Here is a 19582-nt window from a genome sequence, read left to right as displayed (position 1 = left end):
GAAGTGACGGCGTCCGCCCGCCGACCTACTGTGGGGACCGTGGACATCCAGCAGGCGCAGGCCTTCATCACCCTCGCCGAGGAGCTGCACTTCGGCCGTGCGGCGGCACGCCTGCACATGGCCCAGCCACCGCTGAGTCGCCTCATCCGGGGCCTCGAAGCCGACCTCGGCGTCCCGCTGTTCGAGCGCAGCACGCGCAACGTGCGCCTCACGCCCCAGGGCGAGGCGCTCGTCGAGCCCGCCCGCGAGCTCGTGATGCTCTCGCAGCGCATGACCGAGATCGCGCGCCGCGCCGACGCCGGCGAGATCGGCCGGCTGCGACTGGGATTCTCAGGCGCGTCCGTGAATCACCTCATCGCCGAGCTCGCGCGCGGCGTGCGTCGGGAGCGGCCCGGCCTGTCGGTGGAACTGCACAGCGCGCAACTCTCGCATGCGGGCCTCGGCCGGCTCCTCGACGGGTCGCTCGACGCTGTCATCGGGCGATGGGACTTCCTGCCCGCCGGCATCGACTCCCGCATCCTCGCGCGCGAGCGGTTGCTCGTCGCGCTGCCCGAGTCCCACCGGCTCGCCCGCCGCGCGAAGCTCGTCGCCGCGGACCTCGCCGACGAGCCGTGGGTCGTGCTGCCGGGCGGAAGCGGTGCGACGCTCTCGAACCGGCTGCACGTGCTCGGGCAGCAGGGCCGATTCGTCCCGCGGATCGTGCAGACGGTCGCGGACTCGGCGACCGAGCTGCTGCTCGTCGACGCCGGCGTCGGGATCGCGCTGACGTTCTCGGGCGTGCGCGACAACCTGCCGACGAACGGCGTCGTGTTCCGCGAGCTCGAACCCGACCTCGGCGTCGTCGAGGTCCGGCTGGCCTGGCGTTCGGGGAACGACAGCCCGGCGCTCCGGGTCGCGATCGAGGCATCCCGGCGCATGCTGCCCGACGGTCGGTGAGGTCGCCCTATCGATCCAGCCAGGCCAGGACGCGCTCGCGGTCGCCGTCGAAGTGCGGCGGCGCCTGCGAGTAGTCGACCTCGCCGCTGGCGTACCCGATCGGATGGCGCACCGTCGGGATGACGCGTGCCCCGCGACCGGCGGGGGCCACCGGGTCGAGGCCAAGGCTCTCGGCGAACCGCACGCCGCCGTCGACGCCGAGGATCGGCCCGCTCGGGACGCCCGCGGCGCGGAGGAGCTCGAACCATTCGTCGGCACCGCGAGTGCGCAGTCGGTCCGTGAGGAGGTCGCGCAGCGCGTCGCGATGCCGGTTGCGCGCGCCCATCGTCGCGTACTGCGCGTCGTCGGCGAGCTGCGGCATCCCGAGCACCTCGCACAGCCGCGCGAACTGCGCGTCGTTGCCCACGGCGAGCACGAGGTCGCGATCGGCGGTCGGGAACGGCTCGTACGGCGCGAGGCTGGGATGCGCATTGCCCATGCGGCGCGGCACGACGTCGCCCGCGACGAACGCCGAGGTCTGGTTGACCATGCCCGAGAGGATCGAGGACAGGAGGTTCACCTCGATGCGGTCGCCCCGCCTCGTCGCGTGTCGGGCGTTCAGTGCCGCGAGGATGCCCGCGGTCGCGTGGAGCCCGGTGATCACGTCGACGAGCGCCACGCCCGCCTTCGTCGGCCCGCCGTCGGGCGAGCCGGTGACGTCCATGAGCCCCGAGACCGCTTGGGCGAGGAGGTCGTACCCGGGAAGGTCGATCCCGCCGGCGGTGCCGAAGCCGGTGATCGATGCGTACACGAGGCGCGGATGCCTCGCGCGCAGCGTCTCGAAGTCGAGCCCGAAGCGCTGCAGCCCGCCCGGCTTGAAGTTCTCGACGAGGACGTCGGCGCGCTCGACGATGCGGTGCACGATCGCGAGCTGCTCCGGCTCGGCGAAGTCGAGCGCGATCGAGTACTTGTTGCGGTTCACGGAGAGGTAGTACGTGCCCTCGCCGTCCCGCTCCGGCGGCACCCAGGTCCGGGTGTCGTCGCCGCGCGGACCCTCGACCTTGATGACGAGCGCGCCCATGTCGGCGAGGAGCATCGTCGCGTACGGTCCGGCGAGGACCCGGCTGAGGTCGGCGACGACGATGCCCGCGAGCGGGCCGGTCGCGGGCCGTCCGAACAGCGCCTCGAGGTCGTCGGTCATTCGGCCAGTTTGGTCAATGCGGGATGCGCCATCCGCCATTGATACCGAACCGGTATCGATCGTGACCGGATGGCACATCGGACGACACGAGTGAGGACCGTCTGCCGCACACTCGTAGCAGCGTCTCGAAGAGGAGTGACCTGTGACCACCACGACTGCCGGCCCGCGTTCCGCCAGCGACCTGATGAACCTCGACGACGAGTTCAGCGAGGCAGAGCTCGACGTGCGCGCCACGGTGCGCGAGTTCGTCGACCGCCGCATCCGCCCGAACATCGCGGATTGGTTCGACCGAGGCGTCTTCCCCCTCGAGCTCGTTCCCGAGATGGCCGAGCTCGGCCTGCTGGGCATGCATCTCGAGGGATACGGCTGCGCCGGGCGCTCCGCCGTCGAGTACGGGCTCGCGATGCAGGAGCTCGAGGCCGGCGATTCGGGCATCCGCACGTTCGTGTCGGTGCAGGGCTCGCTGGCGATGTCCGCGATCCGGAAGTTCGGCTCCGAGGAGCAGAAGACGGCCTGGCTGCCCCGGATGGCGCGCGGCGAGGTCATCGGATGCTTCGGGCTCACCGAGCCGACGGCGGGTTCCGACCCGTCGAGCATGTCCACGAACGCGCGCCTCGAGGACGGCGAGTGGGTCCTGAACGGCTCGAAGCGCTGGATCGGACTGGCGTCGGTCGCCGACCTCGCGGTGATCTGGGCGAAGACCGACGATGGCGTTCGCGGCTTCGTCGTGCCGACAGACAGCCCCGGGTTCACGGCCACCGCGATCCAGCCCAAGCTCTCCATGCGGGCCTCGATCCAGTGCGACATCGAGCTCGTCGACGTGCGCCTGCCCGAGGACGCCGTGCTGCCCGGCGTGGTCGGCCTGAAGGGCCCGTTCTCCTGCCTCAACGAGGCGCGGTACGGCATCGCCTGGGGTGCGGTGGGTGCGGCACGTGACAGCTTCGACCAGGCGCTCGCGTACGCGCTCGAACGCACGCAGTTCGACAAGCCCATCGCGGCATTCCAGCTCACCCAGCAGAAGCTCGTGAACTGGGCGCTCGAGATCCAGAAGGCGCAGATGCTGGCACTGCGGCTCGGTCGCCTGAAGGACACCGGCAGGATCGAGCCCCACATGATCTCGGTCGCGAAGCTCAACAACACGCGCATCGCCATCGACATCGCCCGCGACGCCCGCACGGTGTTCGGGGGCAACGGGATCACGCTCGACCACTCTCCGCTCCGCCACGCGAACAACCTCGAGTCCGTGCGCACCTACGAGGGCACCGACGAGGTGCACACGCTCGTGATCGGGCAGCACCTCACCGGGCTCGCGGCCTTCCGCGGCTGAGCCGGAGAAGCAGACCCGGTTGCGCGTCGGCCTCGCGCACGCCCGCCGGAGGATAATTGCCGGATGCCGAAGATCTCCGCCCCGACGGTCGCCGAGCACCGGGCGGCGCAGCGTGCTGCGCTCGTCGAGGCCGGGGGGCGGATCCTGGTCGAGGACGGAATGGCGGGCATCACCGCCCGTACGGTGACCGAGCGTGCCGGCTTGGCGCGCTCGAGCTTCTACGACTACTTCCCGTCGAAGGACGACCTGCTCGTGGCGATCGCGATCGACGTGTTCGCCGCGTGGGACGCCGAGATCGAGCAGGCGCTGGCGGAGGTCGAGGCCGGCCTCCCGAAGCTGCGCGCGCTGGTCGACGCGACGATGGCGATGACCGCCGACGGCCGGCACGACCTCGCCGGTGCGCTGCGCGAGGCCGACCTGCACCCCAGCCGGTACGAGGACCTCATGGTGATGCATGACGCGCTGCTCCGTCCGCTCGTGCAGGTCCTCGCCGACGCCGGGGAAGCCGAGCCCGAACGGTCGGCCATGCTCGTCCAGGGTGTGCTCGGCGCGGGCATCCAGCTCGTGACGCACGGTGTCGATCATCGCCAGGTCGCTGCGGACGTGTACCGCGTGCTCACCCAGGGGGTGTTCGGGTAGGCGCAACGCGACGCGACGGCGGCGTGCCGGCCGGTCGCGAGGTGCAGCATGCCGTGCGGCGCCCCGCCGCGTCAAGCCAGTGCTGCGCATGCAGCGCCCCGGTAGACTCGGGCCACCGATCGGCGGCGAGCCGGCGGGGGGAATGGACCTTCGGAGCTGATCGATGGGCGTCGATGGCGGAACGACCTCGGGGGAGGGGGCGTCGCCGACGCATGCCGACCCGCAGGCACCGAGCGTCCGCCCTGCCGAGCCATCCCGACCGCGTCACGGACCCTGGTATCCGCTGACCATCGCCGTCTGGCTGTTCTGCCTCCTCGTCACCGCGCTGCTGCTGTTCAGCCCGGTTCCGTTCGGCTTCGCCAACCGTTCGCTGCACCTCGTGCTCGACTCCGTCGATGCCTGCATCGCCCTGTTCGTGGCGTACCTGCTGCATAACCGGTTCCTCCGCGGATGGCGCCTGCAGGACTGGCTCCTGACCGAGGCGATGCTGCTCCTCGCCGTCGCGGGCCTCGGACTCAGCTACATCCTCGAGGAGCTGATCGGCGTACGGGACGGACGGCTCAACGTCTGGCTGCCCCTCATCGTGCGAGTCAGTGGTGCGGTCCTCGTGCTGGCCGCGGCACTCGTCGGTGCGCGAACCGCTCCACGGGTGCTTCGGCGGTGGACGCTGGCTGCGCCGGCGCTGCTCATCGCCCTGTGCTGGGTGGTGCTGTGGGGCGTGCGCGACGCGCTCCCGGTGGCGCTCGATCCACCGCCCGACGACACGGTCACGCCGCTCATCACCGGACACCCGGTGCTCCTCGCCATCCAGGCCGCCGGCGCGGCCTGCTTCCTCGTCGCGTCGGTGAGCTTCGCCCGCCAGGCCGCACGCCGCGACGACGAGCTGTTGCGCTGGTTCGCACCCGCCTTCACGCTCGCCGCGTTCGCGCGGATCAACTACCTGCTCTTCCCCTCGATCTACACCGATTGGCTGTACACGGGCGACCTGCTCCGCACGGGCTGCTACCTGCTGCTCATGATCGGTGCGCTGCGCGAGTTGCAGCACTACTGGAGCGACCAGACGCGATCGGCCGTGCGCGAGGACCGTCGCCGACTCGCGCGCGAGCTGCACGACGGCCTGCTGCAGGAGCTCGCCTACATCCGGATCGAGACGAACGGCATCCCGCCGGGTTCGTCCAAGCGCCACATCGCCGATGCGACCGAGCGCGCGCTCGACGAGGCGCGTGCGGCGGTGAACGCACTCGGGCAGGTCGGCGACGAATCGCTCGGGTTCGTCCTGCACCGCACGGCGCGCGAGCTCGCGGAGCGTCACCGCGTCGACCTCGAGGTCGACCTCGACGATTCCATCCAGGTCGACCGCGATCAGCGCCACGCCCTCATGAGGATCACCCGTGAGGCGGTGCTCAACGGCGTGCGCCACGGCGGAGCGAACAACGTGCGCATCCAGCTCGAACGCGACAACGGCCAGCGCCGGCTCACGATCACCGACGACGGGTCCGGCTTCGATTGGGCGTCCGCGTCGGCGACCGCCTCGCCGGACGGATCCGGCGGGTATGGGCTGGTCAGCATGGAGGACCGCGCCCGCGGGCTGCCGGGCGAGTTGCAGATCCGGTCATCGCCGGGAGAAGGCTGCGTGGTGACGGTGACGTGGTAGCCGAGGTCATCCGGGCGGTCATCGCCGACGACGACGCGCGGCTTCGCGATGCGGTGCGCAGGGGCCTCGATACCGGCGGATGTCGCGTGGTCGGAGTCGCGAAGAACGCCGACGAGGCGATCGAGCTCACGGTCCGGCAGCGACCGGATGTCGCGCTGCTGGACATCCACATGCCGGGCAACGGCATCCGGGCCGCCCAGGAGATCCGCCGCACCGCCCCCGACACCGCGATCGTCATGCTCACCCAGTCGCGCGACGACGACGACCTGTTCGATTCGCTGCGCGCCGGGGCCGTCGGCTACCTGCTCAAGGACGCCGACCCCACCACCCTCGTCCCCTCGCTGCGCGGCGTGCTCGCGGGCGAGGCGGCGATGCCGCCGGCCCTCGTGGCTCGCGTGCTCGACGAGTTCCGCGCTCCCACCCGGCGCCGCTTCGGCCGGTCGTCGGCGGCGGCCGGCAAGCTCAGCGCCCGCGAGTGGGAGGTCATGGAGTTACTGAGCCGCGGGCTCAGCACCGAGCAGGTGGCGACGCGGCTCTTCCTGTCGCCGACCACGGTGCGCGTGCACGTGTCGTCCGTGCTCAAGAAGCTCGCGGTCCGCGACCGCGAGAGCGCCCTCCGCCTGCTCAGCGGCGATTGACAGCGGAAAGCCCCGAGCGGCGTGAGTGTGCTCGGGGCCTTCCGGTCTGGGGAGCCTTACTTCAGCTTGAAGATTGCCGCGATGGAGGAGCCATCTCGAGCGGTCATGGTGACCCTGTAGCACGACCCCGGCTTCTTCGGAGTCGCCCAGTTCTGGATGTATTGCCCCGCCGTGGCGTCATACCGCAGCTGCGTGCCGCCGGTGACGGTGAACTCGATCTCGTCGGTGATGACGTCCGAGCCGACGCACGTGACCTCCGCCGCGGCGAACTTCGTGACCTCCGACAGCGACGTCAGTTCGGTCGTTCCCGCGAAGATCTCGAACTTCATCGGCACGGTGCTGCCGCCCTTCACGGTGTTCAGTACGCCGGCCATGTCAACGGGGCTGGTGAAGCCCTTGACGTTCCAGGCGAGTACCTCGTAGGTCAGCGACGTCGTCGCGACGTTGCCGGCACGGTCGATCGCCGTCGCGGTGAACTTGTGCGTACCGACTTCAGTCCCACCGCCGGTGACCTTGCACGGCGTCACGAGACCGGAGAGCGCGTCCTCGGCGATGCAGTTCGGCGCGGACGGCACCGCTCCGAAGTAGTGCTTCGAGCCGAAGTCCCCTACGAACGCCAACGTAGGCTTGGTGAGGTCGACATCGATGTCCGAGACGGTGTCGTTTCCCGTGTTCCCGGCGACGTCGGTAGCCGTGCCGGAAACCGACTGGTCCTCACCCTCGCCGAGAACGGTGTCGTCGGTGCAGCCTGCGATCTTGGACGTCTCGTCGTCGCACTCGAAGTGGACGGTGACCGGCGTCTTGAACCATCCGCTTTCCGGCTTCGCGGGTGCGTAGCTGCCCTCGATCGTCGGGGCGACCGTGTCGACCTTCAGGCCCGAGACCGAGGTCGTGGCGGTGTTGCCCGCTCGGTCCGTCGCCGTTCCAGTGGCGCTGCCGGCAGACGTGTCGGTGATCGTCGTGCTGCCGAGGCAGGTGTCGATCTTCGAGAGCGCGTCGGCGCACTCGAAGCCCACCTGGACCGCCGTGCGGTACCAGCCGTTGGAACCGTCGGGTGCGGCCGGGTTCAGCGTTGCGCTGATGCCGGGAGCGACCGAGTCGATGTTGATGCCCGAGACGACGTCGGTCGCGGTGTTGCCCGCCCAGTCCACAGCGGTGCCGGTGTAGGTCTGGTCGGCGCCGTCGCCGAGTGTGGTGTCGGGCCCGCACGACTGGAAGCCAGAGCCACCGTCTGCACACGTGAAATCGATCCCGACGGGGGTTTTGAACCAGCCGTTCGCGTTCGGGTCAGCGGGCGAGAGGACGTGTGAGATCGTCGGTTTCCCGGTGTCGACGATCCTGTATGTCGCCGACGCGGTCGTCGCCTTCAGGCCGCCCTTATCGGTGTAGTCGCAGGTCGCGGTGAGCGTGCCCAAGCCGTTCGTCAGCGTGCCGGTCATCACCGGTGAGGGGATGGTGATCGGGTCGTCCTCCGCGTCGATCACCGAACAGGTCGGAGTGGGCTCGGATCCGATCTCGTAGAGGTCCGACGTCACTCCCTCCACCGAAACCTTCGGAGCCGTGTTGGGGTACGTGACCGTGATCGGGATCTTCACTTGATTGTCGAAACCACCGGCGGGAGCCGACTGGATGGTGACCGTCACGACACCGCTCACCGCCGTACTGGACGCCGTGAAGTACACCGGCGTGAACGTGTTATCGCATTCGGTGAGTGTGAGGGGATCGGGTGAGGCGGTGATGCCCTGCGGCGTGACGATGTCGAGCACCAACGGGGGGTCGCCAGAGTCGATATTGCACATCGGGTCGCCATCGCCGCCGGTACCGATCACTCGGATTCCGCCAGCGCCGGCCTTACCGGTGCCGGCCTCGAGCACGAGTGCACCGGACACGCTGTCGGTGATCGTGCCCTGGATATTGTCGGCGTAGGCGACGAGCGAGGCGCCGAGGACCGACGCCACGGTCAGCGCCGCGAACGCGCCGGCCATTCCCGTTCGGGTCAGGGTTCGTTGCATGAGGGAGTTCCGCTTTCGGGTCCGCGGCGCGCCCCGGGCGGGCAGGCCATCCTCGACGGTAAGCGGCATCCCGGCCTCGGAAGAACGTTTCAGGCGTTCAAACACCTGAACAGGCCCCGATCTGGGGGTGCGGCTCGGCCCCGTGCGGGAAGTCGGTGGCGAAGCGTAGACTCCACTCTGTTTCACGAGAACGAAGGAGTCTGCGATGCGACGTCTCGCCATGCCCGCCGTACTCATGTTCGCCGGTGCACTCGCCTTGTCGGGGTGCGCGGCCGATGGAGGCGGTGACAGCGCTGGTTCGTCCGAAGACAACTGCACCACCGTTGCCACCGAGGTCCGCGACATCTCGAACGGCGTGCAGAACAACCTGGCCAATCCCGCATCGGTCGACGACCTGGAGGAGTACCTCGACGAGGCGAAGTCCCGTTCGGAAGAGGCTGCCGGTGAGGCCGAGAGCGACGACCTCGAGAGCGCGGTCGACGACTTCACCGCGACGCTCGAGGGCGTGTCGGAGTACGCCGACGGCCTGACCGAGGGCCCGTCCGAGGAGGACCCCGAGGCCACCGTCGTCGAGCAGGACCCCGACGCCCAGGCCGAGCAGCAGACCGCTGTGCAGGAAGCGGCTGTGGCCGTGGCCGACGTCTGCACGTCCGACGAGGAGTAGCCGGCCCGGCGTCCATGACGCCGATCCCCCGACCTCCTGAACGGCCGGAGTGCGGAACGCCCGCACTCCGGCCGTTCGTGCGAGCGGCGCCGGCTGTCAAGCGGCCCCGGGCGGAGGTGTGCGCCGCCTACGATGGCGTGAGGCTGACCGTTGGGGGACGAATTGCACACTTGGCCCGGATCGACCTACCCGCTGGGTGCGACGTTCGACGGCAACGGCACGAACTTCGCGTTGTTCAGCGAGGTGGCCGAGCGCGTCGAGCTCTGCCTGTTCGACGACGACCGCGTCGAGACCCGGGTCGAGCTCATCGAGGTCGACGCCTTCATCTGGCACGCCTACCTGCCGCAGGTCCAGCCCGGCCAGCGCTACGGCTACCGTGTCCACGGGCCGAACGACCCGGCGAAGGGGCTGCGGTGCAACCCGAGCAAGCTGCTGCTGGACCCCTACGCGAAGGCGGTCGACGGCGCGCTGGACTGGAACCAGTCGCTGTTCGGCTATCCGTTCGGCAAGCCCGACGGCCGCAACGACGACGACTCGGCCGCGAGCATGATGCTCGGGGTCGTGACGAACCCGTTCTTCGACTGGTCGGGCGACCGCCAGCCCAAGACGCCGTACGCCTCGACGTTCATCTACGAGGCGCATGTGAAGGGACTGACCGAGTCGCTTCCCGGCATCCCCGACGAGATCCGCGGCACCTACGCGGGCATCGGGCATCCCGTCGTGATCGACCACCTCGTCAAGCTCGGCGTGACCGCCATCGAGCTCATGCCCGTGCACCAGTTCGTCAACGACGGCACGCTCCAGGAGAAGGGGCTGTCGAACTACTGGGGGTACAACACCATCGCGTTCTTCGCGCCGCACAACGCCTACGCGTCGACCGGCCAGCGCGGCGAGCAGGTGCAGGAATTCAAGGCGATGGTCAAGTCGCTGCACGCCGCGGGCATCGAGGTGATCCTCGACGTCGTCTACAACCACACCGCCGAGGGCAACCACCTCGGGCCGACGCTCTCCATGCGCGGCATCGACAATGCCGCCTACTACCGGCTCGTCGACGACGACAAGCGGTACTACATGGACTACACGGGCACCGGCAACTCGCTGAACGTGGGCCACCCGCACGCGCTGCAGCTCATCATGGACTCGCTGCGGTACTGGGTGCTCGACATGCACGTCGACGGCTTCCGATTCGACCTCGCGTCCACCCTCGCGCGCGAGTTCTACGAGGTCGACCGGCTCGCCGCCTTCTTCGAGCTCGTGCAGCAGGACCCCGTGGTCTCGCAGGTCAAGCTCATCGCCGAGCCGTGGGACGTCGGCCCGGGCGGCTACCAGGTGGGCAACTTCCCTCCGCAGTGGACCGAGTGGAACGGCAAGTACCGTGACACCGTGCGCGACTTCTGGCGCGGCGAACCCGCGACGCTCGGTGAGTTCGCGTCGCGATTCACCGGGTCGGCCGACCTGTACGAGCACTCGGGCCGCCGCCCCGTGGCATCCATCAACTTCGTGACCGCGCACGACGGCTTCACCATCCGCGACCTCGTCTCGTACAACGAGAAGCACAACGACGCCAACGGCGAGGACAACAACGACGGCGAATCGCACAACCGCTCCTACAACCTCGGCGTCGAGGGGCCCACCGACGACCCCGACATCCTCACGTTGCGCGCGCGCCAGCAGCGCAACTTCATCGCCACGCTGCTGCTCTCGCAGGGCGTCCCGATGCTCCTCCACGGCGACGAGCTGGGCCGCACCCAGCAGGGCAACAACAACGTCTACGCCCAGGACAACGAACTCAGCTGGGTCGACTGGGATCACGCCGACCAGCCGCTCATCGAGTTCACGGCAGCCGTGGCGAAGCTGCGCGCCGAGCACCCCACCTTCCGGCGCAGCCGGTTCTTCGACGGGCGTCCGGTGCGCCGCGGCGAGGGCGACCCGGTTCCCGACATCGTGTGGCTGCGCCCCGACGGCTCGACCATGGAGCCCGAGGACTGGGACGCGGGCTTCGGCAGGGCGATCGGCGTCTTCCTGAACGGCGAGGGCATCCGCGAGCGCGACCGGCGCGGCGAACGCATCGTCGACCGGCACTTCATCGTGCTCTTCAACGCGCACGACGACACGGTCGAGTTCACCCTGCCGATGCACGAGTTCTCGCCCGAATGGGAAGTGCTGATCGACACGGCGGGCAAGCGCGCCGACAGCGACCCGATCCAGCCGGGCGGCACGATCCCGCTCGAGCAGCGTTCGCTCGTGGTGCTCTGCCAGCACGACCCCACCCCCGACGAGGTCGACCATTCCGTCGCGGCGTCGCTGTCGGCGATGGTGGCCGCCTCGAAGGAGGAGGCGCCGGCGCCGAAGGCCGAGGCGGGCAGGTGACCCCGGCCCGCGAACCGCGCTCGACGTATCGGCTGCAGGTTCGTCCGTCGTTCGACCTGCACGATGCGGCAGCGGTCGTCGACTACCTCGACGCGCTCGGCGCCGACTGGATCTACCTCTCGCCGATCCTGCCGTCGCGTGCCGGGTCCGATCACGGCTACGACGTCATCGCGCATGGCGAGGTGGACCGGGCGCGCGGCGGGGCGGCTGGCCTGCACGCGGTGGCGGATGCCGCGCACCGCCGTGGCCGCGGCATCCTGGTCGACATCGTGCCCAACCACGTGGGCGTGGCGGATGCCGCGCAGAACCCGTGGTGGTGGAGCCTCCTGCAGCACGGCACGGACTCCCCGTACGCCGAGGCGTTCGACGTCGACTGGGCGCTCACGGGCGGGCGAGTGCGGATCCCGCTGCTGGGCGGCACGGTCGAGGAGGCGGCCGCCGCCGGCGACCTGCGCGTCGAGCACGGCGAGCTCCGCTACTTCGACCATCGGTTCCCGCTCGCTCCCGGCTCGGCTGACGAGGCCGACGGGGTCGACGCCGCGACGGTGCACGCACGCCAGCACTACGAGCTCGTGCACTGGACACGCGCCGACGCCGAGCTGAACTACCGCCGGTTCTTCGCCGTGAACGAGCTCGCCGGCATCCGAGTCGAGGACCCGGCGGTCTTCGACGCGACGCACGCCGAGATCGTCCGCTGGGTGCGCGACGGCCTCGCCGACGGGTTGCGCGTCGACCATCCCGACGGCCTCGCCGCGCCGGGGGCCTACCTCGACCGGTTGGCGGCGGCGACGGGCGACGCGTACGTGCTCGTCGAGAAGATCCTCGAGGGCGACGAGGCGCTGCCGCCGCACTGGCGGACCGACGGCACGACCGGGTACGACGCGCTCGCCGACGTGGACCGCGTGCTCATCGACCCCGACGGCGAGGACGCGCTCGACGCGCTCGACGCGCGCCTCCGGGAGGCCACGGGCATCGCGGGCGCGACCGACTGGCACGAGCTCATCCACGGCACCAAGCGGGGCGTCGCCGACGGGATCCTCCGCAGCGAGGTGCTCCGGCTCGAGCGCCTGCTGCCCGAGCCCCGTCCGGCCGATGCCGCCGATGCGCTCGCCGAGCTGCTCGCGTGCTTCCCCGTCTACCGTTCGTACCTGCCGGCCGGCCGGCAGCACCTCGACGAGGCGGCGCGGATGGCGCGGGCGCACCGTCCCGAGCTCGGCGGCACGATCGACGCGCTCATGCCCGTCCTCGCCGACCCTGCGCATCCGGTCGCGATCCGGTTCCAGCAGACGAGCGGCATGGTCATGGCCAAGGGCGTCGAGGACACGGCGTTCTACCGGTACACGCGACTCGGGTCGCTGACCGAGGTCGGCGGCGACCCGTCGGAGTTCGCGATCACCGTCGACCGGTTCCACGCGCGGCAGGAACGACGCCTCGCCGAGTGGCCGCATTCCATGACCACGCTGTCGACGCACGACACCAAGCGCGGCGAGGACGTGCGGGCACGCATCGACGCGCTCGCCGAGGCGCCCGAGCGCTGGGCCGCCGAGTTCGAATGGCTGCGATCGTCGGATGGCGCAGGGTCGACCGGCGACGGGCCGTTCGACGCCCTGCTGTGGCAGGCGCTCGTCGGCGCATGGCCGCTGGAGCGCGGGCGAGCGCATGCGTACGCCGAGAAGGCCTCACGCGAGGCATCCGTCTCGACGCACTGGACCCGGCCCGATGAGGCGTTCGAGGCGCGCATGCACGACGTGATCGACCGGGCGTTCGACGACCCGGCGGTGCGCGGGCGCCTCGACGCGTTCGTCGCGTGGCTCGCCCCCGCGGGCTGGTCGAACTCGCTCTCGGCCAAGCTGCTGCAGCTGACCATGCCGGGCGTGCCCGACGTCTACCAGGGCAGCGAGCTGTGGGAGACGAGCCTGGTCGACCCCGACAACCGGCGGCCGGTCGACTTCGCGGTTCGGCGGCGCATGCTCGCCGACCTCGACGACGCGGTCACGCGCGGTGACCTGCCGCCCGTCGACGAGCGCGCGGCCGCGAAGCTGCTCGTCACGTCGCGCGCCCTGCGACTGCGCCGGGATCGGCCCGAGTGGTTCACCCGCTACCGCCGGCTGGAGGTCGTCGACCTCGCCTCGCGGCACGCCATCGCGTTCGACCGCGGCGGGGCCGTGACTGTCGCGACGCGCCTGCCGATCGGGCTGGCGGCGCGCGTGGGCGCGGAACCTGCGGCATGCGCCCCGCCCGGGGCGTGGGGCGACACGGTCGTCATCACGCGGCACGAGCCGCTCGTCGACGTCCTCACCGGTCGGCGATACGAGGGCGGCGCGCTGCCGCTCGCGGACGTACTGGCAACGTATCCCGTGGCGCTGCTCGCTCCGGCCGACTCCGAGGAGGCACGATGAGCGTCGAGGTCTGGGCGCCGATCCCGGCTCGCGTCGGCCTCCGCCGCGAGGCACAAGCCGACCTCTCCATGGAACGCGGCGACGGGGGCTGGTGGCACGCCGATGTCGAGCTCGCCCCGGGCGACGAGTACGGCTTCGTGCTCGACGACGACGATCGCGCGCTGCCCGATCCTCGCTCACGGCGGCAGCCGAACGGCGTGCACGAGGCGAGCGCCGTATTCGACCTCGGCGCGCACGAGTGGGCGGATGCCGCGTGGACGGGCCGCCAGCTCGCGGGCGGCGTGATCTCCGAGCTGCACGTCGGCACGTACACGCCCGAGGGCACGCTCGATTCGGCGATCGACCGCCTCGACCACCTCGTCGAGCTCGGCATCGACTTCGTCGAGCTGCTGCCGGTCAACGCGTTCAACGGCACGCACAACTGGGGCTACGACGGCGTGCTCTGGTACGCGGTGCATGAGGCGTACGGCGGGCCCGCCGCGTACCAGCGGTTCGTCGATGCCTGCCATTCGCGCGGCCTCGCGGTGATCCAGGACGTGGTGTACAACCACCTCGGGCCGAGCGGCAACTATCTGCCCCGGTTCGGGCCGTACCTGCGCGCGGCCGAGCGCAACACGTGGGGTGAATCCCTGAACCTCGACGAGCCCGAGGTGCGACGGTTCATCGTCGACAACGCGATGATGTGGCTCCGCGACTTCCACGTCGACGGGCTGCGGCTCGACGCGGTGCACGCGCTGCGCGACACATCCGAGCGGCACATCCTGCGCGAGCTCGCCGAGCATGCCGATGCGCTCTCGGCGCACCTCGGCAGGCCCGTGTCGCTCATCGCCGAGTCCGATCTCAACGACCCCACCCTGATCATGCCCCGCGAGGCCGGGGGTTACGGCCTCACCGCGCAGTGGAGCGACGACCACCACCATGCGATGCACGTGGCCCTCACGGGCGAGATCGCGGGCTACTACGCCGACTTCGCACCGCTCGACGCGCTCGTCAAGACGACCTCGGGCGGGTTCTTCCACGACGGCACGTTCTCGTCGTTCCGGGGCCGCGATCACGGCCGGCCGATCGATCCCGACGTTCCGACGTGGCGGCTCGTGACGTTCACGCAGGACCACGATCAAGTGGGGAACCGCGCGGCGGGCGACCGGCTCTCGCCGGCGCTGGGAGAGCGCCGCCTCGCGGTCGCGGCCGTGCTGAACCTGACGAGCCCGTTCACGCCCATGCTGTTCATGGGCGAGGAATGGGGCGCCTCGACACCCTGGCAGTTCTTCACGTCGCATCCGGAACCGGAGCTCGGCCGCGCGACCGCCGAGGGCCGCATGGCCGAGTTCGCGCGCATGGGATGGGACGAGTCCGTCGTGCCCGACCCGCAGGACCCGTCGACCTTCGAGCGCTCCAAGCTCGACTGGTCCGAACCCGATGATCCGGATGGCGCGCACGCGCGGCTGCTCGACCTCCACCGTCGCCTGCTCGCCCTCCGCCGCGCCCGGCCCGAGCTCACCGATCCCGCGTTCGCGCACACCAGCGCCTGGGCGGATGACGCGACCAGGCGGTTCCGCATGGAGCGCGGCGCACCCGACGCCGCCGAGCGCGTGGTCGTGCTCGCGAACCTCGGTCTCATGCCCTGGGAGGTCGGCTTCGACGGCCCCGCCGAGGTGCTCCTCAGCACGGGTCCGGCCATCGCCGACGTCGTGGCGGCCGACGGCATGCTCGTGCTGCCCGGCGAGTCCGCCGCGGTCGTCGCGGTCGCGCGATCTCGGGGCGACCACTGAGGACGCGCGCGGCAGTGGTTCACTAGCCTCCGGCCATGGAGACCCCGAACGCCGGGCGACGCGCCCGCGCCACGATCCGCCGCCCGCAGCCCGTGCTCGCCGCCGGGATCCTCGCGCTCGCCGCGCTCATCACGAGCGGGTGTGCCAGTCCGGCCGCGCCAGCACCGTCCACGGACCCCGCGCCGCCGCCTGAGACGAGCACGCCGACGGCCGAGCCGGATTCCCGGCCGGGTGCGCAGCCCGCGTCCCGGTACGACTTGTCGTGCGATGAACTCGTACCGACCCAGGCGGTCTCGGACATGTTCGACGTGCCGCTCGAGCCGGTCGACCCGCTGGTCACCGCCGCGTCGGCGGGCATCGCGGTGCCGCGCATGACCTCGATCCTCAGCATCGGCGGCCTGGCGTGCGAATGGAGCAACGGCGAGCCGTACAACAGCCAGTACGGCGGCAATCCGGCGTATGCGGGCGTGCTCGTGACCGTGGTGCCCGAGCAGGACACCGGGTGGTCTTCGCGCGCCGCGAGCGCCGGCCTGCCGGCCGACGCGACGTCCTGCGGGCCCGACTTCTGCACGATCCGGCGCGTCGGCGCATCGGGCGCCTGGATCGAGATCTTCGGCTCGGCCGGCCCGGGCACGATCCTCCCGGCCGGCGCGACGGCGTTCGCGGACGCGGCCCTCGCGGCCGTGGACGCGGCGGGCCCGCCCGCACCGGCGCCGGCGATCGAGTCATCGATTCCGGCGGACTGCGACGCACTGGTTCCGCTCGCGACCGTGGAGTCGATCACCGGCACGGCAGGACTGGTCGCGGTCACGACCGGCGGCGGATGGAGCGAATGGGCCGAGGCCCGGGCCATCGCGGGCGACCTGGGCTGCCGGTGGATGCCCACCGACGTCGAGGAGATCGTGGTGGCGGCCGATTGGGTGCGCGGCGGACTGTGGGCGTTCGAGCGCATCCAGGACGCCGGTGCGCTCGTCCCGGCGGCATCCGAGATCTCGGTCCCCGGTGCCGACCGCGCACTCCTTCGGTGCGATGCAGCGTACGGCACGTGCGGGGTCGACCTCCTCGTCGGTCCCGACTGGATCCAAGTGACTGCGCCCGAGGAGGCGTGGGCCGTCGACGTCGCCGAGGAGATCGCGGCCGGCCTCGCCGGCTGAGTCCCGGCCTGCGCGGCTGCGCCTCAGCTCGGGTGACCGGGCAGGTTCAGCTCGTCGGGGTCGACGTCGACGTCGCCCGCGTCGTCGGGGCCGCCGGTTCCCGGCACGGCACGGATGTCGCGGGCATCCACGTCGTCCACGACCTGCTCGGGCACGGGGTCGGCCTGCTTGGCCGCCGTCTCGGCCTCGCTGGCCGGACTCGTGCGATCGTCGTCGGGGTTGGTGTTCGCGCCGGGGACGTCGTCGCTCGACCCGGAGGTGTCGACGCGCTCCGGAGCAGGCGGGAGGTGCTCACCCTCGCCCGCGGCGAAGCGCGAGAGGATGTCGTCGTTGTCGCTCATGCCGTCACGGTACGGCGGCGCTCGGCCCGCGCACAGGGGTTGACGCGCGGTCAGCCCGCCTTCTTCGTGGTCTTCCGTCGCGCGGCCGGCTTGGCGGCGCCGTCGGATGCCGTCTTCTTCGCGGGCGACTTCGCCGTCGACTTCGCCGCCGGCTTGGCGGCCGCCCCCGAACCCGACTTCGCGGTCGACTTCGAGGCCTTCGCGGGCTTCTCATCGGAGCCGCCCCGCTTGGCCGCGATCGACTGCCGCAGCGCCTCCATGAGGTCGATGACCTCGCCGCCCTCCTCCTTCTCGGGCTGCTCCCCGAACGTGGCGGCGGTGTCGATCGCGTCACCCTGCTCGAGCTTGGCCTTGATGAGCGTCCGGAGCTCCTGCTGGTACTCGTCGACGAACTGCTCGGGATCGAAGTCGCCCGAGAGGCTCTCGATGAGCTGCTTGGAGAGCTCGAGCTCCTTGTCGCTGATCCGGGCCTTCTCGTCGAGCGACGGGAACTTCGCCTCGCGGACCTCGTCGTTCCAGAGCAGCGTCTGCACCATGAGCACGTCGCCGAACACGCGCAGCGCGGCGAGTCGCGTCTTCTGTCGCAGCGCCATCCGCACGATCGCGGTGCGCTCGGTCGACTCGAGCGCCTCGCGCAGCAGCACGTACGCCTTGTTCGAGGCGGAGTCGGGTTCGAGATAGTAGCTCTTGTCGAAGCGGATGGGGTCGACCTGCTCGGTCGGCACGAACTCGACGACCTCGATCTCACGGCTGCGCTCGGCCGGCAGCGCCTTGAGGTCCTGATCGGTGATGATGACCGTGCGCTCGCCGTCGTCGTACGCCTTGTCGATGTGCTGGTACGGCACGACCTCGCCGTCGATCTCGCACACGCGCTGGTACCTGATGCGCCCGCCGTCCTTGTCGTGCACCTGGTGCAGTGACACGTCGTGGTCTTCCGTGGCGCTGTACAACTTGACGGGCACATTGACCAGGCCGAATGTGACCGCCCCCTTCCAGACGGCTCGCATGCCCCCAGTACACACCCGCGGATGCCGCGAGCGGTACCCCTTGCGGCCCGCCTACCAGTCCGCGGGTCCGTCGGATCCGGCGGGATACTCGTCGAGCGGAACCCGCCCCTCGCGCCAGGCGGCGAGCACCGGCTCGATGATGCGCCAGCACTCCTCGGCCACGTCGCCGCGGACGGAGAGCGTCGGATCGTCGCCGAGGATGCCCTTCAAGACCTCGCCGTAGGGCAGGAGTGCGCCGGGGACCTGCTGCGCGATGAGCGTCGTCTGCTCGAGCGCGAAGGGGTCGCCGCCACCGTTCATCGTCAGGCCGATCTGCACCTCGCCCGAGCGCAGGTCGAGTTCGATCCAGTCCGAGTGCGGTCGCCCTTCGAGCCCTTCGATGGGCGCCGCGGCGCGGACCACGGCCCGTGCGATCTTGCGCCCCCGCCCGAGCGCCTTGCCCGAGCGCAGGAGGAACGGCACGCCGCGCCACCGGTCGGTGTCGACTCCGACGACGACCTGAGCCAGCGTCTCGGTCCCGAGGTCGGGGTCGACGCCTTCCTCGTCGGCGTACGCGGGCAGGGCGCGCCCGTCGATCTCGCCCGCGCTGTATCGGGCGCGACGGCTCGACGCCACGGGGTCGTCCTCCCAGACGGCCGTCGCGCGCAGCACCGTCGCGATCGCGTCGCGCAGCACGACCTCGTCGACCCGGTCGACGGGCTCCATGGCGATGAGCGCCAGGACCGCGAGCAGGTGGCTCTGGATCATGTCGACGAGCGCTCCCGCGTGGTCGTAGTAGCCGGCTCGGCCCTCGAGGGCGAGCGTCTCGTCGTAGACGATCTCGACGCGCTCGATCACGTCCCGGTTCCAGATCGGCTCGATCAGGCGATTGGCGAACCGCGTCCCGAGGATGTTCAGCACGGTGGCCCTGCCCAGGAAGTGGTCGATGCGGTAGATCTGACGCTCGGGAACGATCCGCGTGAGCAGCTCGTTCAGCCGCCGGGCGCTCTCGAGGTCGGTGCCGAACGGCTTCTCGAGCGCGAGTCGCATCCCGTCGGGCGTGGGGATCCGCTCCAGTTCGGCGCACACGCGTGCTGTGACGGACGGCGGCAGCGCGAAGTAGATCACGGGCACCGCCGCGCACTCGGCGATCAGGTGCGAGAGGTCGTCGGCGTCGGTCGCATCCGCTCGCACGTATCGAGCGGTGTCGACCAGCCGCGCCCGCCGCGGTGCCGGCACCTCGCCGAACGCCTCGGAGACGAGCTCGCGCCACTGGGCATCGGTGCGGTCCTGCAGCCCCGACCCGATCACCTCGAGGTCGAGGTCGTGCGCCGCGAGCAGCGTGCCGAGCCCCGGCAGCAGGAGTCGCTTGGTGAGATCACCGTCGGCGCCCAGGATGAGCAGCGTCGCCGTCGCCGTCATGAGGTCTCCCTCCACCCGCCGGGCCGCGCGCATGCGCGTGCACCCCACGCTAGGCCCGATGACGCACAGGGCGCTGCGATCGGGCACG

At 70.7% G+C, this 19582-nt stretch carries 15 protein-coding genes; 10 read left to right on the top strand and 5 right to left on the bottom strand.

Going from position 1 to position 19582, the window contains the following annotated elements:
- Positions 1–39 precede the first annotated feature (39 nt).
- Positions 40–936: a LysR family transcriptional regulator gene (locus BLT99_RS13180; RefSeq protein ID WP_092673307.1), complete on the top strand. Its 897-nt coding sequence runs from the start codon at positions 40–42 to the stop codon at positions 934–936.
- A gap of 7 nt (positions 937–943) precedes the next feature.
- On the opposite strand, the gene BLT99_RS13175 is transcribed toward BLT99_RS13180, so the two are convergent.
- The gene (locus BLT99_RS13175) at positions 944–2116 is read right to left on the bottom strand and encodes a CaiB/BaiF CoA transferase family protein (RefSeq protein ID WP_092673304.1); all 1173 of its coding nucleotides are present in this window, start codon (positions 2114–2116) and stop codon (positions 944–946) included.
- A 184-nt stretch (positions 2117–2300) separates the two neighbouring features.
- Here BLT99_RS13175 and BLT99_RS13170 point away from each other — a divergent pair, with 184 nt between their 5' ends.
- From BLT99_RS13170 to BLT99_RS13155, 4 genes are all read left to right on the top strand, one after another.
- Positions 2301–3443 carry an acyl-CoA dehydrogenase family protein gene (locus BLT99_RS13170; protein ID WP_092676337.1) on the top strand — a complete coding sequence of 381 codons (1143 nt, stop codon included), beginning with the start codon at positions 2301–2303 and terminating at the stop codon, positions 3441–3443.
- A 63-nt stretch (positions 3444–3506) separates the two neighbouring features.
- The gene (locus BLT99_RS13165; protein ID WP_092673301.1) at positions 3507–4082 is read left to right on the top strand and encodes a TetR/AcrR family transcriptional regulator; all 576 of its coding nucleotides are present in this window, start codon (positions 3507–3509) and stop codon (positions 4080–4082) included.
- A 163-nt stretch (positions 4083–4245) separates the two neighbouring features.
- Positions 4246–5736 carry a sensor histidine kinase gene (locus tag BLT99_RS13160; RefSeq protein ID WP_092673298.1) on the top strand — a complete coding sequence of 497 codons (1491 nt, stop codon included), beginning with the start codon at positions 4246–4248 and terminating at the stop codon, positions 5734–5736.
- A complete protein-coding gene (locus tag BLT99_RS13155; protein ID WP_092673295.1) occupies positions 5730–6374 on the top strand; it encodes a response regulator in 645 nt (214 codons plus the stop codon). The genes BLT99_RS13160 and BLT99_RS13155 overlap by 7 nt, the downstream gene beginning before the upstream one ends.
- A 56-nt stretch (positions 6375–6430) precedes the next feature.
- On the opposite strand, the gene BLT99_RS13150 is transcribed toward BLT99_RS13155, so the two are convergent.
- Entirely contained in the window at positions 6431–8491 is a 2061-nt protein-coding gene (locus BLT99_RS13150; RefSeq protein WP_157674998.1) for a PxKF domain-containing protein, read from the bottom strand.
- Positions 8492–8591: 100 nt separating this feature from the next.
- Between BLT99_RS13150 and BLT99_RS13145 the strand changes: the two genes are divergently transcribed.
- The 5 genes from BLT99_RS13145 to BLT99_RS13125 all read left to right on the top strand — a co-directional run bounded on the left by BLT99_RS13145 (position 8592) and on the right by BLT99_RS13125 (position 16745).
- Positions 8592–9050, top strand: coding sequence for a hypothetical protein (locus BLT99_RS13145; protein ID WP_092673289.1), 459 nt, complete (start codon positions 8592–8594; stop codon positions 9048–9050).
- A 162-nt stretch (positions 9051–9212) separates the two neighbouring features.
- Positions 9213–11420 (top strand): glycogen debranching protein GlgX, encoded by a 2208-nt coding sequence (gene glgX, locus BLT99_RS13140; RefSeq protein ID WP_092673286.1) that lies wholly within the window; start codon positions 9213–9215, stop codon positions 11418–11420.
- A complete protein-coding gene (gene treY / locus BLT99_RS13135) occupies positions 11417–13819 on the top strand; it encodes a malto-oligosyltrehalose synthase (protein WP_092673283.1) in 2403 nt (800 codons plus the stop codon). Before glgX ends, treY begins: the two co-directional genes overlap by 4 nt.
- On the top strand, positions 13816–15591 hold the full coding sequence (treZ, locus tag BLT99_RS13130; protein WP_092673280.1) for a malto-oligosyltrehalose trehalohydrolase: 1776 nt from the start codon (positions 13816–13818) through the stop codon (positions 15589–15591). The genes treY and treZ overlap by 4 nt, the downstream gene beginning before the upstream one ends.
- Positions 15592–15626: 35 nt before the next feature.
- Positions 15627–16745: a hypothetical protein gene (locus BLT99_RS13125; protein WP_092673277.1), complete on the top strand. Its 1119-nt coding sequence runs from the start codon at positions 15627–15629 to the stop codon at positions 16743–16745.
- Positions 16746–16768: 23 nt separating this feature from the next.
- Here the strand turns inward: BLT99_RS13125 and BLT99_RS13120 are convergent, their stop codons facing one another.
- Genes BLT99_RS13120 through BLT99_RS13110 form a run of 3 tightly spaced genes read right to left on the bottom strand, consistent with a single transcriptional unit; the run spans position 16769 to position 19494 of the window.
- Positions 16769–17086, bottom strand: a complete 318-nt coding sequence (locus BLT99_RS13120) for a hypothetical protein (protein WP_092673274.1) — start codon at positions 17084–17086, stop codon at positions 16769–16771.
- A gap of 50 nt (positions 17087–17136) precedes the next feature.
- Positions 17137–18093 carry a non-homologous end joining protein Ku gene (ku, locus tag BLT99_RS13115; protein WP_092673271.1) on the bottom strand — a complete coding sequence of 319 codons (957 nt, stop codon included), beginning with the start codon at positions 18091–18093 and terminating at the stop codon, positions 17137–17139.
- A 51-nt stretch (positions 18094–18144) separates the two neighbouring features.
- Positions 18145–19494 carry a glucose-6-phosphate dehydrogenase gene (locus tag BLT99_RS13110; RefSeq protein WP_092673268.1) on the bottom strand — a complete coding sequence of 450 codons (1350 nt, stop codon included), beginning with the start codon at positions 19492–19494 and terminating at the stop codon, positions 18145–18147.
- Positions 19495–19582: the final 88 nt, after the last annotated feature.

It is taken from the genome of Agromyces flavus (assembly GCF_900104685.1).
GTDB classification, from domain to species: Bacteria; Actinomycetota; Actinomycetes; order Actinomycetales; family Microbacteriaceae; genus Agromyces; species Agromyces flavus.
The sequence above is the reverse complement of the archived record's forward strand: the minus strand, read 5'-3'. Positions and strand labels throughout refer to the sequence as shown.